Here is a 16847-nt window from a genome sequence, read left to right as displayed (position 1 = left end):
GCCGTAATAATTGCAAAAAAGGTTAAAGTTTAGCCAGTCTCTGCCGTTAAACTGTTACGGGCTATACTGACACCAGATTAAAACTAAATTTTCAGGAGCAATATTATGTCAATTACTTCCGGCAATAGCGCCTCAGTAGTGGGCGCTGCCAAACCCAATACCACCAGCGTAAAAGCTGAAGATAACCGCGAGATTAAAAATCCGGCTGCGCTGGCGAAGCAGGCACAAAACGCCGCTATTTTACGCGCCAACGAACAGGTGTCGCTGCGCAGTAATAACGACTCACTGAGCTTACTGTACAAAACCGCGCTGGAAGGCATAAATGCCGAACTGGAACCGATAATGGGCGAAAACGCCGCGCAGAAAATTTATGATTCCGGCATTGATACCTCACCTGAAGCCACAGCAGATCGTATCGTTGCCTTTGCTACCGGTTTTTACAGCCGTTACAAAGAGCTTAACCCGGGCAAATCAGAAGAAGAAACGCTGGATAGTTTTATGCAAATAATCGGTGGCGGTATCGAAAAAGGTTTTAGCGATGCCAAAGATATTCTTAAAGGCTTAAAAGTGTATGAAGGCGAAGTAGAAAGCGGCGTAGACAAAACCTATGGTTTAGTTATGCAGGGGTTAAACAGCTTTCGCGACAAAATGCTTGAGCTGGCCGCTAACCCTGTCCAACCTGATGACAGCGCTGAAGTTTAACTGCAGCGCTGCAGTTAGCTGTCAGGGCTTTACTGCTGGCTCAGCGGCAACAACACGGGTTACCAGCAACTGGTCAATTTTATAGCTGTCAATATCGACAACTTCAAACTTGAAGCCACCGTGCAGCACAAAGTCAGTACGTTTGGGAATTTTGCGCAGCGTATACATCATAAAACCGGCAATGGTTTCATAGTTTTCCGGGCTGGGAAAACCATCAATATCCAGCACCCGCATCACATCCTGCAGCGGCGTTAAGCCTTCGACCAACCAGGAATTGGCGTCCCGCGCTACTATTTGATCCTCCTCAGAATTTACCAGCTCCCCCATCACAATGCTCATCACATCTTTTAGCGTAATAATGCCCACCACCAGCGCGTACTCGTTCATAATAATGGCAAAATCTACCCCGGCTGATTTAAAGTGCTCCAGCACTTCGTACAACGACAGCGTATCGGGAATAATAAGCGGTAGGCGCACTATGCCTTCTTTTTTCAACGAGATGGGTTGATCGTGCAACACCTGCATCAGAATATCGCGGGTATCAACATAACCGACTACCTTGTCCAGCACCTCGTCACAAACAACAAATTTAGCATGCGGATGCTCGGCAATTTTCGCCTTAATGCTGTCTTGTGATTCATTGTTGGTGAAAAAGATCAGACTTTCACGCGCGGTCATGGCCGAGGTAACCGTCCGTGATTCCATATCAAACACGTTTTCCAGTAACTGGTGTTCATGTTCCTGTAATACGCCAGCCTGCGCACCAGCTTCCATCATGGCAATAATATCTTCCGGCGTAATGTCGTCTTTGCGCATAGTGGGCACATTAAACAGGCTGAAAAACAAATTAGCCAGGCTGTTAAACAGCCAAACCAGGGGTTTTAGCAGCATAATCAAAAACAGCATTGGGCTAACCACTTTAGTGGCAATTTTCTCCGGTGCGATCATCGCCAGCCGCTTGGGCATTAAATCGGCAAACAGGATAAACAGTGACGTCACAAAAAATACCGATAGCGCAAAACCGGCATTGGGCACCCAGGCGCCGCTAAAAAACAGTGCCAACAAAGCAGTAAAGTAAGGGGTAAACGCCGATTCACCCAAAATACCCCCCAAAATAGCCACTGCGTTCAAACCAATTTGCACGATAGTAAAAAAGTTGCCGGGGTGTTCCTGCAGCGCCAGCACTTTTTCGGCATGCACATTTCCCTCTGTTGCCATCAGCCGCAGGCGCATTTTTCTCGATGCAGCCAATGCAATTTCAGATACCGAAAAAAATGCACTGCTGGCAACCAGCACTAGCATCAGCAACATATATTCCAGCGTCGACATATTCTCTCCTGTATAACAGCATCAGCCCAAAGCACTGACATATGGCGCTAGTATAGCGCTGTTGTATGACCAAACCTGCTAACTACCTGAAAATATTCAAACAGAATAGTAACTGCCCGGCAAAGTAATGCTGAAAATGCAGTAATTCGCCCTGGTTATCATAAATTCATTTGATACATATCACACGCTACCTGCCAGCGTGATGTACATTTATTGAGCAAATCATTACTGTCGGAGCCACGCTATGACAAATGCATCAATGCCTAAAGTGCTCAGCATAGTGCTGGCAGGTGGTGCCGGTAAAAGGCTGCAACCACTGACACTAAAGCAGGCCAAACCGGCGTTACCTTTTATTCAGCACCGGCGTGTTATTGACTTTGTATTAAGTAATTTATGGCATTCGGGTTTTCGGCAATTACTGGTGCTAACCCAATACAAACCCCGCAGCCTGCACCAGCACTTACAGCAATTCTGGCGACCTGTATTTAACCGTAACGGTTTGTTGCAATGGTATCAGGCGCCTGCGTCTGTTTGCCAGGGTACAGCAGGTGCTGTTGCCGCCCAGCTTGGTGTCATTCGCGATCAGCGCCCTGATGTGGTCGCCGTACTAAGTGCAGATCACGTTTATAAAATGGATTACCGCCAAATGCTGGCTTTTCATCAACAGCAACAGCTTGCCGTAACAGTTGCAGCCATAGCAGTACCGGTGGCTCAGGCGCGGCAGTTTGGTATTTTTACCGTAAACGATAATCACCGTATTTGCGGTTTTATTGAAAAGCCACAGGGCGAAGTGCCGCAAATACCGGGCAAGCCCGGCTACGCACTGGCGTCTATGGGTAACTATTTATTTCATGCCGATAGCCTGTATCAGTTGCTGGATAATACCAACCCGTCGCAACCGGTCGATTTTGGTCATGACCTGCTGCCTACGCTATTTCACCAGCAACAAGCCTGTGTGTACGACTTTAGCAATAACCAGTTACCGGGCGAGCAAAGCCTGCCGCACTACTGGCGCGACGTTGGTACTTTAGCTGCCTATTTTCACAGCCGGTTGGATATACTGCAGCACCCCGACTGGCTGGGAGGACAAGCGCAGCAATGGCCGATACTGGCAGCAAACACCCAGGAGCCCAAACTGCGGCTGTGCACCCGTGCCATGCAGCGCTTAACATTGCAGCATCAGCGTCCCTTATATGCCTAGCAGTTAATGCTTATAACAGCGCAAATGCCAGCGCCAGGCTGCGACCACTTAACAGCAGGCTTACCAGCAACACCAGAGCACCCAGTGCATTTTGCCAGCGGTTGTTTTTATATTGCCCCAGCAAATGGTGATTCATCGCCAACAACAAACATAAACAAATCAGTGGCAGCAAAATACCGTTAGCCACCTGGGCAAACCAAATCACACTTACCGGCCTGATCCCCAGTGACGCCAGTAGCACACCACAAACAATAATAAACAGCCAGGTAAGGCGAAACAGCGGCAGTTTCAGGTTAAGCGGTTTGCCTAAAATACCTGACAACGCATAAGCCGCCGCCAATGGCGCAGTAATAGCTGATGATAAACCGGCAGCCATCAGGCCCAGCGCCAGGCACCAGGTAGCGGCATTACCAAACAGCGGCGTTAGGCTTTGTGCTAATTGCGCTACGTTTTCCAACTGTTGCTCACGGCCAAAAAATGCTGCCGCTGCCGTTGATACTATAGCAATAGAAATAAGGCCACCAAGCGGAATAGCCAGCGCAATATCCTGGCGTGACGCCCTCAGTGCGGTATCAGTATCTATCTGTTGCTTCGGCCATTTCTGGGCAGCACTGGCTGCATGCAAAAACAGCGAATATGGCACTACCGTGGTACCAATCAGCGCCACTACCGTTAATAAAGCACCTTGCGGAATGACCGGTATAAAAGCGCCTTTAAACAGCGCTGCCAAATCTGGCTTAGTCAGCAGCATAGTGCCAATAAATGCCAGGCTCATCAGCAGCACCAACGCAATAAGACAACGCTCTATCAGTTTATACTGGCCAAACCACAGTACCACTGCCGCTGCAGCACCCAGCAACAGCGCCCACAGGTTAATGCCGGTACTGCTGTGCCAGCGCTGGATCAGTGGCAGATGGCCAAACATTGCATCGGCCCCCAGCGCAGCACCGCTGATATTACCGCCCTGATAGGCACTGTTACCAATTACAATAGCAGCTACCACCAGCAGCAACAGCGGCCAGCGCAATAGTGGCTGGCGTACCAGTTCACGCAGGTTTTCGCCCAGGCCGCGGCCGGTAACAATACCCAGCCGTGCGGCCATTTCCTGCAGCACCATAGTGGCAAATACAGAAAACAGTAGCGCCCACACTAAAGCATAACCGTAATTCGCGCCGGCAAGTGATGCCGTAATAACAGTGCCGGGGCCAATAAAGGCGGCAGTAACTAAGGTGGCAGGGCCAAACCAGGACCTTTTATGCGACGGCGTTTTTTTACCGGGTAAAGTGTTATCAGGCAAAGTGTCAGACATAGTTAGCAGGTGACAAAAATAACAATGGCGCTACCTTAGCATAAGGCTGCGCCATTTTGTTTAACTGTTCGCCATGTCAGTCCGGGTTCACAACAGGCCTTCTTTGGTGTCCAGATGTTCCTGGCGGTGGTGTTCGGCAATGTCATCGGCCAGTTGCTGTTTACTGCGGGTTTCGCGGATGCGCAGCTCGGTTAGCCAGTAAAAAAACAACGGCACAAAGAATACCGCCAGGAAGGTTGCCGCCATCATACCGCCCATTACGCCTGTACCTACGCTATGACGCGCTCCGGCACCCGCACCACTGCTAAATGCCAACGGCACAACGCCAAGAATAAACGCCAGTGACGTCATAATAATGGGCCTGAAACGCAAACGTGCGGCTTCCAGCGCAGCAGTGCCTGTACTCCAACCCTGCTGCGTTTTCATCAGCGCGTATTCAACAATTAAGATGGCATTTTTTGCCGCTAACCCGAGCAAGGTTACCAGGCCTATCTGGAAGTACACATCATTGGTTAAGCCGGCTATCCAAACGGCAACCAGCGCACCAAAGATACCAAATGGCATGGCCAGCAACACTGAAAGTGGTAATGACCATTTTTCATATAACGCCGCCAGAATTAAAAACACCATTACCACCGCCATGCCCAGCGCTAAGCCGGTAGTACCGCCACTGCGTTTTTCCTGAAAGGCGCTGCCGGTCCAGTCGTAACTGATATCCGGTGGCAACATAGTGTTGGCAATACGTTCAATTTCGGCAATCGCCTGGCCAGAGCTGTAACCAGGCGCGGCATTGCCCAGCAGTTTTACCGCGGGCAGGTTATTGTAGCGCTCCATATTGTCCGGACCCGAGCTGTACTGAATTTCGGCCAGTGCCGACATCGGGATCATCTCACCGCTTTGGCTTTTAACGTAAATATGGTTAATGTCGTCTGGTTTCATCCTGAACTGTGCATCAGCCGACATTAACACCTGCCAGGCACGACCATACTTATTAAAGTCATTTACGTAGTAAGTTCCCAGCGTACCAGCCAGGGTGTTAAAGGCATCATTTACCGGCACACCCAGGGCTTTGGCGCGCTCACGGTCCAGGTTTACCTTCAGTTGCGGCGTATTAGGCCGCCACAGTGTTTGCACACCGGCCAGCACCGGGCTTTGCCCGGCTGCGCCCTGCATAATACCCATAGCTTCTGCCAGTTTTTCCGGCCCGCCATCACCACGGTTTTGCAGATAAAACTCAAAGCCACCGGTATTACCCAGGCCAAAAATAGGCGGTGGGTTAAATGCCAGCACTAATGCTTCATTAATACCCGCTGTTTTCATAAACAGCTCGTTTACCAGGTCGCTGGCACTGATATCACGCTCGCTCCAGTCTTGCTGGGTCACAAATATAGTAGCGGCACTGTTTTTATAACCACCGCCGATAAAGTCAAAACCGGCAAAGCTGATCACATCTTTATTGGCCGGGTTAGAGCGGATAGCAGCAATAACCTGCTCGGTGACTTTTTGCGTGCGTTCAAGTGAGGCACCGTCAGGTAAAAAGATTGCGGCTATATAAAAGCCCTGATCTTCATCCGGCACCAGTGAACCCGGTGTAGCTTTCCACATACCGGCAGTGATAAAAATCATGCCGCCTACCAGTACCAGTGCCAGTAAACCACGGCGCAGGAAGAACCCCACAGTTGAAACATATTTACCGGTAATACGCTGGAAAAAATCGTTAAACCAGAGGAAGAATTTCGCCGTTTGTTTATGTTCATGGCGCAAAATCATCACGCACAGTGCCGGTGTCATCACCAGTGCAACCACACCGGATAAACTTACCGCGATAGAAATTGTTACGGCAAACTGGCGGAACAGCTCACCGGTTAAACCGCCTAAAAAGGCAATCGGCACAAACACCGCGCACAATACCATCACTATTGCCACCACCGGGCCCGACACTTCCTGCATGGCTTTAATTGCTGCATCACGCGCCGATACATGCTCTTCGTGCATAATACGTTCAACGTTTTCCAGTACTACTATGGCATCATCAACCACTATGCCTATCGACAGCACCATACCAAACAACGTCAGTGTATTTATCGAATAACCCAGCATATACAAACCGGCAAAAGTACCCAGCAACGAAATAGGTACCGCCAGAATTGGAATTAACGTAGCACGCCAGTTTTGTAAAAACAGATACACCACCAGAAATACCAGCAGCATGGCTTCGGCCAGGGTTTTTACCACTTCACTGATCGACACTTCAACAAAACGGGTGGTGTCATAAGGCGTCGCCTGAGCCAGGCCGCTTGGAAAACGCTGCTTTAATTCAGCAATAGTTCGGTTAACTTCATCTGCTACATCCAGGGCATTAGCACCGGGCTGCAAAAATATACCCACCAGCGTAGATGACTGGCCGTTATACTGGCCAACAAAGTCATAATCACGTGAGCCCAGCTCTACCCTGGCAATATCTTTTATGCGTAATGTACTGCCATCCGGGTTAGCGCGGATAATGACATTTTCAAACTCTTCAGCAGTAGAAAAACGCCCCTGCGCAGTAACGGTGTATACCAGTTCCTGCGCGTCGCCTGAGGTTGGTGTGGCGCCAATTTTACCGGCAGCAAACTGGGCATTTTGCTCACTTAACGCCGCCGCAACTTCCGGCACCGTGACTTTAAGCTGGCTCATCTGATCCGGCCGCAACCAGATACGCATAGCATAATCTTTGGCACCAAAAATCTGCACGTTAGTGGTACCAGGAATACGTTTTAACCGGTCCAGCACGTTTAACGTTACATAGTTTGACGTCCATAAATCATCACGGCTGCCATCAGGTGAATAAAACGCCAACACCTGTAAAAAGCTCGATGAGCCTTTTTCTACCGTTATGCCCTGGCGGCGAACTTCCTCAGGTAAACGTGCTTCTACTTTGCTAACGCGGTTATTCACATTTACCGCAGCCTGATCAACGTCAGTGCCAATTTCAAAGGTAATAAAAATGGTGGTAATGCCTGAACTGGTAGAAGTAGACGACATATACATCATGCCCTCTACCCCGGTAATGGCGTTTTCCAGCGGCGCCGCTACCGTTTGCTCCAGTACCTCTGAAGAGGCACCGGGGTACACTGCCATTACCTGCACCACAGGCGGTGCAATTTCGGGGTATTGCGCTACCGGTAGGCTACGCATAGCTGCCAGGCCTGCCAGACAGATAAAAATACCTATCACCAGGGCAAAGATAGGCCGATCAATAAAATAACGAGAGAACATACGCTGATCCTTGCCTGTTAACCTGCGTCAGCTGCTGATGCAGCCAGTTGCACCGGCATACCGGGGAAGAAAATGCGGGCCATACCTTCGATGATCACCACATCGCCACTTTTCAGGCCGCTTTTAATTACCCAGCCGTTGCCGTTATCCAGCTTTACCCACTCGCCAACTTCAACCGGCGCAGGCAAAGCCACTTTACCGCCCTGCTCACCATCGGCTAACAGATACACAAATTTGCCGGTGCCGCTGTCCAGCACGGCTTTTTGTGGCACCACAATGGCGTTATGCCGCACTGCGCCCTCCAGTTGAATGCGCACAAACTGGCCAGGGCGTAGTAAGGTATCGGGGTTGGCAATTTCAGCTTTCATTTCACTGGTGCCGGTTTGGGTATTAATGCGGACATCAGAAAAATCTACCACGCCAGCCTGGTTATACACCGAGCCATCAGCCAGCAGCAGCTTAACCTGCCATTGTTCAGGTAAATCAACCATGCCGTTTTGCGCTTCAGCGCGCAGTTTCAGTTGGTCGCGCTCTGCTACAGAAAAGCGCACATACATCGGATCTAACTGGGTAACGTGAGTTAACAGCAGCTCAGGGCCTGATACCAAAGTACCCTCTGATACCAGCTCACGGCTAACCACGCCATTGATTGGCGAGCGCACTTCGGTATAGTTCAGCTGCAACTGTGACTGCTGCAAAATGGCCTCTGCCGTTTTCACATCTGCACCGGCAACATCTAATGCCGACAACGCATCATCATAGCTTTGCTGAGATACTGCGCCGTCTTTGCGCAGTTTATCCAGCCGTTTAAGTGTGCGTTCGGCCTGCGCCCGGCGTGCTTGTGCCGCCGCTAGTTCAGCTTTATTACGGTTAACTGCCGCCTGAAAAGGCGCCGCATCAAGGCTGAATAATGTCTGTTCAGCTTTAACCGTCGCACCCTCGGTGAAATTACGTTTTTCTAAAATACCAGACACCCGGGCACGAATTTCTACCTCGCGTGAACCTGCCAGTAAAGCCGGGCTTTCTATCAGCAGCGGTACTGTTTTTAATTCTACGGTTTGCACATTTACCGTCGCTGGCGGCATGCCACCCGCGCCGGCATCTGACACTACAGAAGGTTCCGAGCAGGCACTCAGCAAGCCCAGTGAAAACACGACAGCTGTTAACTTAGCTGCACCGGAAGATAATGACGTTCTTGTCATACAAGTACCTTTAAGCTGGCCGCCTTTAACTGCAAGCAGTAATACGGGCTGCGGCAGGATCACGCGGGAATGTTATGTAATAAGCAGAGGAAATAAGATTAAACGCCAGTAAAATAGCATATTTTTTACCGAGCGGAATAGAATAAATATGAAGATTTGTAAAAAGCTGTTGCAGTATATATTTGATGAAATAACTATGCAAAACAGCGCCATAATAAGGTAAAACCGCCAGGCATAAAAAAGCCCCGAAAAACGGGGGCTTTTTTATTAATAAGCGGGTGCATTAATTAACGGCGTGACATTCTGCGGCCAACACCTAAACCTAATAATGCCAGGCCAAAAATTGCCAGCGACGCAGGCTCTGGTACAGCGGCTGGCTGCAGCGCAGTTTGCACCAAAAATGTTGCCTGGCCACCGGTAAAATTAAAGACCGACTCGCTGCTGTAAGAAATATGCAGGCTGTTGGCAGTGTATAACAACACTGGCTGAATACCGTTTGTTACCAGGTTATTGCTCAGCAGAGAAAGACCGGTAATAAACTCTCCAGGCTGGCTAAAAGCGATATTGCTCATCCAGGCATCAAATGTCTGGAAGTCCCAGCTGTCTTGCGAAGTTAATGTCAGCACACTGTTTAACGGATCAAAATCCATCCACACCACACCACCGCCCCAACCTGAAGGGTTAGCAACGAAATCATCAGAGTTTAACTCAGCACCGGCACCAATAACCTGAGCCAGGCTTTGGTAACTTTTAGCACCTCGTGAACTATTATCGGGTAAGTCGGAATCTGCGCGGAAATCGGCACCGATCAGGCCAGCGTAGGAAAAGCATGACACAGACAATAACAACATTGAAACAATGGCTTTCTTCAACATAAACAGCATCCTTCTTATGTACTACTGAATTACTACTGCCATATTTAAGCAAATATCGCGCCACAATTATAAATTATTAAAAATCAATAATATAAGCCAAGAAAAATCAACCCTTGGCTTATATTGTAAATAAAGCTGACAAAATAAGCGATAAAATACTAGGAAAAACGATCAGCCGCCGCAGCTTGCCTGGCCTGTTGTTCCAGTTCTGTTTTTAATGCCGGTTGCAGTTTCAGCTGGTTAGCCAGCTCGGTTAAGTAACTGCGCTCCATAAAGTTTTCTTCATCTACTACCAGCACACTGGCCAGGTACATTTCTGCTGCCATTTCAGACGTTGTAGCGCTGCGGGCTATTTCAGCCGGATCCAGCGGTTTTTTCAGTTCGGCATCAAACCAGTGTTGTAGCTCACCATCATTGGTTAAACGGGCTATTTCGTTATCAATCAGCTCGCGCTCTTTATCATCGACATGGCCGTCGGCCTTGGCTGCACCAATAATGGCACGCAAAATAGCGTGGCTATGTTGCTCGGCCTGCGGTGGCGGTAAGCGGTCAATCGTTTGCGGCTGTGCCTGCGACACACTATTGCCCTGTTGTTGCTGCCAGTTGCTGTAAGCCTTATAAGCTACTACACCCAGTGCAGCTAACCCACCGTACGTTAGCACTTTGCCACCCATTTTACGGCCAGCTTTGCTGCCAAGCAGCAGCCCTAAAGCCCCGCCGCCCAGCGCAGCACCGCCTTTACCGGATAGCAAGCCACCTAAACCACTTGCTGCGCTTTTCGGGTTGCTGCCTTTACCAGACAGTAACTCAGAACCTTGCTTAAATAACTGATCCAATAAGCCTTTTGTATTCATATTTCTGCTTCCTTTAATCTATACCAGCTATCTGACTATCGCAGCAGAAAAAGATTCCGCTTTGACACTAACTGTTACAACCTGATGTTTTGCCGCAGCAACACAATGTGCTTTACTTGTGCTCGAATCAGAACCATAACAAGGATACATCATGTTTAAACCACGTTACCTTGCACTGTTTTGTGCGCTGGCCAGCGGCTCCGCCTTTGCCAATGATGGCACCCGCTTGCTGCATCAGCCGGATATTTCAGCAGATCACCTTACTTTTGTTTATGGCGGCGACATCTGGCTTAGCGATAAAAATGGCCAGAACCCACGTCAGTTAACCAGCCACCCAGCCAATGAATTTGCACCGAAGTTCTCTCCCGATGGTAACTGGATTGCCTTTTCTGCCAGTTATGACAATAACACCGATGTGTACATTATGCCGGTTAGCGGCGGCGCAGCCACACGGCTGACCTTTCACCCGGGCGCAGATACCGTAAACGGCTGGAGCCCGGATGGCAAAAGCGTTATTTTTGCCTCTAACCGTGAAATTGCTAACAGCCGCAGCAACCAGTTGTATCAGGTAAGTGTTGACGGTAGCTACCCACAGCAGTTGATGCAAGCGGTAGCATTTGAGGGCGATTTAAGCAGTGACGGCAAAAAGCTGGCGTACCGACCCAACAATATGGCGTACAGCGGCGCCAGTGGCTGGCGTTTACACCGCGGTGGCAGTACACCACCGGTTTGGATTATCGACTTAGAAAAACAGCAGTTGGAGAAAATCCCCCACCCTAACGCCAATGAATTTAACCCATTCTGGCTGGGTAATACCGTGTATTTCCTGTCAGATCGCGATAATAAAGCCGTTAACCTGTTCCGTTACAGCGATAAACAGGTAACGCAACTGACTAACAATACCGACTGGGATTTAAGCAGCGCCGCAGGCCACGGCGATACTATAGTGTATGAAGCCGGTGGCTTTTTGCACAAGCTTGATATCAGCAGCGGCCAAAGCTCACCATTAACAGTAAATATTAATACCCAGTCAGCCCAATTGCGGCCACAGTGGAAAGACGCCAGCAAAACTCTTACCCGTGCCCGTTTGTCGGCTACCGGCCAACGTGTAGTGCTAAGCGCCCGCGGCGACGTGTTTACCGTGCCGGTAAAAGATGGCAGCAGCCGTAATCTTACGCAAAGCAGTGGCGTTAATGAATTTGATGGCCTGTGGAGCCCCGACGGCAGCAAAGTGGCTTATATTTCTGATGTTGGCAACAAACACCAGTTGGTGCTGCAGGCACAGGATGGCTTAAGCGCCGCAGAAACTTTTGCGTTGTCAGATAGCGGTTACTTTAACCTGCTAAGCTTCTCGCCAGACGGTAACCTGATTGCTTATCACGACAACCATTTAAACCTGTATGCGTTTAACCTTAAAACCAAACGCAGCCAAAAGCTGGATACCTCAGCGCGGCGCGACGGCTTTAATGTATCGTTCTCACCCGACAGCCGCTATTTAGCTTACACCGTATCGGGCGCAAACTATTTCAGCCAGATTAAGCTGTTCGATTTTAACACCAATAAAGCTACCCAAATTACCGATGGTTTAAGCCACGCAGACGACCCGGTATTTACTCAGGATTACTTGTACTTTACCGCTTCAGTAAACACAGGCCCGTCTCAGGTTGGATTAGATTTATCCACCCAGGAGCGACCAGTACGTAAAGCCATTTATGCCTATGTACTGGCCGCCGATGGTAAATCGCCTTTGCTACCGAAAACCGGTGATGAGCCATTGCAAAAAGCAGATAAAAAAGAGAGCAAAGCAGATAAAAAAGAGAGCAAAACAGATAAAGATGATGACAAAGCAGCAGTAAAAGCGGTGAAAATTGATTTTTCTGGTTTGCAAGACCGTATCGTCGCCTTACCGGTAGCCGAGCGCAACTACGACAGTTTAAGCGTGGCGGATGACGGTGCGCTATTTTATGTAGAACGCACGCAACCCGGTATCAGCAATGAGCCGCCGGCTCAGCGCAGTCCGAACAATGGCAGCTTATATCGCTTTGACTTTGAAGAGAAAGAAGCCAAACAGGTTAAAGACAATCTGGCCAGCTACAACCTGAGCGACGATGGCAAAAAGCTGCTACTAATAAGCATGCCCAATGCACTGCAGGTAGGCGATGCCAAAGCCAAACCAGACGCCAAAGCGGTTGGTTTGGCTGAAGTACGCAGCTTTGTTGACCCTGCACAGGAATGGCAGCAAATCTTTAACGACGCCTGGCGCATGCAAAAAGAGTACTTTTATGATGCAAAAATGCACGGCATAAACTGGCAGGCCATATATGACAAATACCAGCCGATGCTAAAGCATGTACAGCGGCGCGAAGACTTAAACGATGTACTGGTAGAAATGATTGCAGAGTTACAGGTTGGCCATAACCGCATTGGTGGTGGCGATGTACACCAGGAAAGCGCGACCAAAGCTGGCTTGCTCGGTGCCGATTTTGCTATAAGCAATGGTAAATATCAGTTTAAAACCATCTATCAGGGCGATCGCTGGAGCCCATTCTTAAAAGCACCGCTAAATGTACCGGGCGCCAGTGCCAAAGCCGGTGATTACCTGCTGGCCGTTAACGGCAGAGAGCTTAACGCCTCTGACAATATCCACGCCTTTATGGATAACACCCTGGGCAAACAGGTAGTGCTAAGCATTGCCGACAATGACAAAGGATTAAACCGCCGCAACATTACCGTAGAGCCGGTAGCCAACGACAGCCAGCTGCGCTTATGGCACTGGGTAGAACAAAACCGTCAACTGGTAGCAGAAAAAACCGATGGTAAAGTGGCCTACGTTTACCTGCCTAACACAGCAGATGGCGGTTTTTACTTTTTTAACCGCATGTTCTTCGCACAAACCGATAAACCGGCAGTGATTATTGACGAGCGTAAAAACGGTGGCGGCCAGGCGGCAAACTATATTACTGAAATTCTTGGCCGGCAGTTTTTATCTGGCTGGAAAGACCGTGATGGTTTAGTGTTTACCACACCAGGCGGCGGCATTTACGGCCCGAAAACCATGCTGATTGATCAGGACGCCGGTTCAGGCGGTGACTTCTTGCCCTGGGCGTTTAAACGCCTGGAATTGGGTAAAACTATCGGTACACGCACCTGGGGTGGCTTAATTGGTATTTCCACTAACCCCGCTATGATAGATGGTGGTTTCCACGTTGTGCCGTTCTTCCGTTTCTATACACCAGATGGCGAGTGGCGGGTAGAAAACGAAGGCGTAGCACCGGATATCGAGGTAGAACTGGATCCGATAGCGGTAAACAAAGGCCGTGATGTGCAGTTAGAGCGTGCCATAGCGCATACGCTAAAAGAGCTAAAAGCCAACCCGCCAAAAGATCACAGCAAAGCCCCGGCTATGCCGAAAAAGCTGGGTTTATAACCTTTAGCATGTAACGCAAAAACCGCTGCCGGGCAGCGGTTTTTTTATATGTAGTTTTTTTATGTGTAAGAATCAACGCTTATAAGTTTATCTCAGTTGACTATCCTTACTACCACGGCGATTAATACCACCCGACTGCGCATCCTGCTTTTCCAGTGCGGTTTGACAAGCAACACAAAGCTGCACGCCGGGAATTGCCTTACGCCGTTGTTCTGGAATAACCTGATCACATTCTTCACAGTTCAGCGCGCTTTCACCATTACTTAATCGGCTGCGTGCGCGCTGCACAGCTTCGTCAACGCTGGCGTCTATTTGATCCTGAATGGCGCCATCCCGTGACCAACCACCTGCCATAACAATCTCCAATCTTTAAGGGGGCAATGCAGTTAAGTGTGATTCACTACACCCAAAATAAAAAACTAGCATTAGCTATAACGTAAGTATGTGCCGTGGCCGACGAATTCAACACATCAATACGTTTGCCCAGCACCTTTACCCGGCAAATTTTTTGCTGACTTGCGCTACACGCTGGCCTAAGTATTGCGCGGTAAGTAAATCGGTTTCGTGTAACACCCCGTCTGCTGATTGGGCGATAACGCCGGATTGCGCCCCCAGCCGGTTAAGCCCGCCGCCGTCCTGGTTGCCGGGAATATCCAGCCCGGCCCATAGCATGCCATGCTGATTAGCAAACACTTGCAGGTACTGCAGAGTATGCAGCTGATCACCGCTAAAGTTGCTGCCTATGGTAAAGCCAGCGGCAATTTTATTGGCCCATAATTGCGTTTCCCAGCGCTCGCTGGTGGCATCGGCAAAGGCTTTAAACTGCGCCGATACAGAACCCATATAAGTGGGTGAGCCAAATACTATTGCATCCGCCCTGTCTAATTGTTCAAGCAATCGGTTATTGCGAAACCGCCCTGCGCTAATATCGGTGCCGATAATTTCGGCCTGAATCACAGCGACGCCCTGCACTGAAAGTGTGCCGGCAGCTACCGCTTTGGCCAATTGCCTGGTGCTGCCACTGGCTGAGTGAAATACCACTGCGACTTTTATCACTTAACTCTCCTTATCACTGCCATCCTGATCAAGGCTATATCTTTCAATTATGTAATTTAAAAAGCCGCAGTTAAGCGGCTTTGCTTTGCATAATATGCTGGTGTAACGTCAGGGCCGCTTGCTGCAGTTGCAAAAACAGCGCCGTGTGCTTCACCTGCTGGTACTGTGCATCAAACACCTGATGAAAGTTGGGTACTGACACTGTACCGGTAAGCTTAGCGCCCATAAACGGCGCAGCTTGCACCGCCGCTTGCAGCACACTTTGAGCGCCACCCGGCCCCGGCGCTGCCGCTAAAAACAAGGCCGGTTTATGCTGAAAGATATGCCGTTGGCTGCGCGAGGCCCAGTCATACAAGTTTTTAAATGCCGCAGTAAAAGTGCCGTTATGTTCAGCAAAAGACACGATAATGCCGTCGGCCTCTGCTATTTGCTGCAAAAACGCCGTTACTTTTGCCGGCGCACCCAGCTCGGCCTCGCGCTGCTCGCTATAAATGGGTAGCTCGTAATCATCAATATTTAAGCTAAAAACCTCTGCCTGCGGCAGCAACCGCGCCACACTAAGCGCCAGTTGTTGGTTAATCGATTGCGGATTATTACTGGCAGCAAAAGCAAGAATTCTCATAGTGCCTCCTTACGTGCTTTTTCCTGGTTTAAATTGCGCTCGGCCGGTATATCACTTAAATACTCAACAAACTCCACTTCAAACCCGGCCGGGTCAACGAAATAGACGTTTTTACGGTAAGGATCGTCTGCACCCGGCTTGGCAATGGCGAAACCTGCGGTATTCAGCCGGGCGATAACGGCATTCAGGTTGTTAGTAACATAGGCAAAATGGGCAAAACCAACGCTATGCCCCGCCAGCTCGCGGTTTTCGCCTTCGCCGTGATCGCTTAGCGCTAAATAATGATAATCGTCGCCAAAGTGCAGCCATTTGCGTGGCTTGCCATACCATTCGCCCCGCCCCTCATCACGGATATGCCAGTGTGGAAAAGCAGCGCGGTAAAAATGCAGCATGGCGTCAATATCCGCCACTACCAGGTTAACGTGTTCTAAATACATAGTTTGTCTCCTTGCATTAAGTCGACCGGCAGGTTAAAACCTTAACCTAAGTTAAGGTAAAGCACTTTTTTGATATTCAATTAAAAAATATACCGGGGCACTCTATGATTGAAATAAGCAAGACGACAGAAGCGACCTGGAGTGTCGGGCGCGTGGCAAAGCGTTGTGGCGTTAAGGTAAGTACACTGCACTTTTACGAGCAAAAAGGCCTGATTAAAAGCTGGCGCAACGACGGCAACCAGCGCCGTTACAAGCCAGAGGTGCTGCGGCGCATTTCGGTGATTAAAGCGGCGCAAAAAGTTGGCATTAGCCTGGAAGAGGTAAAGCAGGCATTTTTGTCCCTGCCCGATAGCCGCACGCCCACCGTGGAAGACTGGCAGCTGTTATCAACCAACTGGCAGCAAATGCTGGATGCGCGGATTGCTTACCTGCAAAAATTGCGCGATTACATGACCGGCTGCATTGGCTGTGGCTGCCTGAGCATGACCAAATGCCCGTTGTATAATCCGCAAGACAGGCTGGGAGCGCAAGGTACCGGGCCGGTGATCCTGGAGCAGGCAGAGCAATAAATC

At 49.6% G+C, this 16847-nt stretch carries 14 protein-coding genes; 4 read left to right on the top strand and 10 right to left on the bottom strand.

Going from position 1 to position 16847, the window contains the following annotated elements:
• The first annotated feature begins 105 nt into the window (after positions 1 to 105).
• Positions 106 to 702, top strand: coding sequence for a DUF5610 domain-containing protein (locus MJX74_RS04275; protein ID WP_240221165.1), 597 nt, complete (start codon positions 106 to 108; stop codon positions 700 to 702).
• Between the two features lie 21 nt (positions 703 to 723).
• Here the strand turns inward: MJX74_RS04275 and paeA are convergent, their stop codons facing one another.
• A complete protein-coding gene (paeA, locus tag MJX74_RS04270) occupies positions 724 to 2031 on the bottom strand; it encodes a polyamine export protein PaeA (RefSeq protein ID WP_240221164.1) in 1308 nt (435 codons plus the stop codon).
• Positions 2032 to 2275: 244 nt separating this feature from the next.
• Between paeA and MJX74_RS04265 the strand changes: the two genes are divergently transcribed.
• Entirely contained in the window at positions 2276 to 3232 is a 957-nt protein-coding gene (locus MJX74_RS04265) for a sugar phosphate nucleotidyltransferase (protein ID WP_240221163.1), read from the top strand.
• 10 nt (positions 3233 to 3242) lie between these two features.
• Here MJX74_RS04265 and MJX74_RS04260 read toward each other — a convergent pair whose 3' ends face one another.
• The 5 genes from MJX74_RS04260 to MJX74_RS04240 form a co-directional block, all read right to left on the bottom strand.
• Positions 3243 to 4541 (bottom strand): Nramp family divalent metal transporter, encoded by a 1299-nt coding sequence (locus MJX74_RS04260; protein ID WP_240221162.1) that lies wholly within the window; start codon positions 4539 to 4541, stop codon positions 3243 to 3245.
• Between the two features lie 87 nt (positions 4542 to 4628).
• A complete protein-coding gene (locus MJX74_RS04255; RefSeq protein ID WP_240221160.1) occupies positions 4629 to 7802 on the bottom strand; it encodes an efflux RND transporter permease subunit in 3174 nt (1057 codons plus the stop codon).
• Between the two features lie 17 nt (positions 7803 to 7819).
• Positions 7820 to 9004, bottom strand: a complete 1185-nt coding sequence (locus tag MJX74_RS04250; RefSeq protein WP_240221158.1) for an efflux RND transporter periplasmic adaptor subunit — start codon at positions 9002 to 9004, stop codon at positions 7820 to 7822.
• A 287-nt stretch (positions 9005 to 9291) separates the two neighbouring features.
• On the bottom strand, positions 9292 to 9879 hold the full coding sequence (locus MJX74_RS04245) for a PEP-CTERM sorting domain-containing protein (protein WP_240221156.1): 588 nt from the start codon (positions 9877 to 9879) through the stop codon (positions 9292 to 9294).
• A gap of 158 nt (positions 9880 to 10037) precedes the next feature.
• A complete protein-coding gene (locus tag MJX74_RS04240; protein WP_240221154.1) occupies positions 10038 to 10733 on the bottom strand; it encodes a tellurite resistance TerB family protein in 696 nt (231 codons plus the stop codon).
• Positions 10734 to 10884: 151 nt separating this feature from the next.
• Between MJX74_RS04240 and MJX74_RS04235 the strand changes: the two genes are divergently transcribed.
• Positions 10885 to 14160 carry a S41 family peptidase gene (locus tag MJX74_RS04235; protein WP_240221152.1) on the top strand — a complete coding sequence of 1092 codons (3276 nt, stop codon included), beginning with the start codon at positions 10885 to 10887 and terminating at the stop codon, positions 14158 to 14160.
• 87 nt (positions 14161 to 14247) lie between these two features.
• On the opposite strand, the gene MJX74_RS04230 is transcribed toward MJX74_RS04235, so the two are convergent.
• The 4 genes from MJX74_RS04230 to MJX74_RS04215 form a co-directional block, all read right to left on the bottom strand.
• The gene (locus tag MJX74_RS04230) at positions 14248 to 14514 is read right to left on the bottom strand and encodes a DksA/TraR family C4-type zinc finger protein (protein ID WP_240221149.1); all 267 of its coding nucleotides are present in this window, start codon (positions 14512 to 14514) and stop codon (positions 14248 to 14250) included.
• Positions 14515 to 14652: 138 nt separating this feature from the next.
• Positions 14653 to 15216 (bottom strand): flavodoxin family protein, encoded by a 564-nt coding sequence (locus MJX74_RS04225; protein WP_240221147.1) that lies wholly within the window; start codon positions 15214 to 15216, stop codon positions 14653 to 14655.
• Positions 15217 to 15286: 70 nt separating this feature from the next.
• Complete coding sequence (locus MJX74_RS04220) at positions 15287 to 15838, bottom strand: NADPH-dependent FMN reductase (RefSeq protein WP_240221145.1); 552 nt, start codon at positions 15836 to 15838, stop codon at positions 15287 to 15289.
• Positions 15835 to 16275, bottom strand: a complete 441-nt coding sequence (locus tag MJX74_RS04215; RefSeq protein ID WP_240221143.1) for a VOC family protein — start codon at positions 16273 to 16275, stop codon at positions 15835 to 15837. The genes MJX74_RS04220 and MJX74_RS04215 overlap by 4 nt, the downstream gene beginning before the upstream one ends.
• A gap of 104 nt (positions 16276 to 16379) precedes the next feature.
• Here MJX74_RS04215 and soxR point away from each other — a divergent pair, with 104 nt between their 5' ends.
• Positions 16380 to 16844 (top strand): redox-sensitive transcriptional activator SoxR, encoded by a 465-nt coding sequence (gene soxR, locus MJX74_RS04210; RefSeq protein ID WP_240221141.1) that lies wholly within the window; start codon positions 16380 to 16382, stop codon positions 16842 to 16844.
• The last annotated feature ends 3 nt before the right edge of the window (positions 16845 to 16847 follow it).

The sequence above is a fragment of the Rheinheimera hassiensis genome (assembly GCF_022436675.1).
Classification (GTDB): Bacteria; Pseudomonadota; Gammaproteobacteria; order Enterobacterales; family Alteromonadaceae; genus Alishewanella; species Alishewanella hassiensis.
The sequence above is the reverse complement of the archived record's forward strand: the minus strand, read 5'-3'. Positions and strand labels throughout refer to the sequence as shown.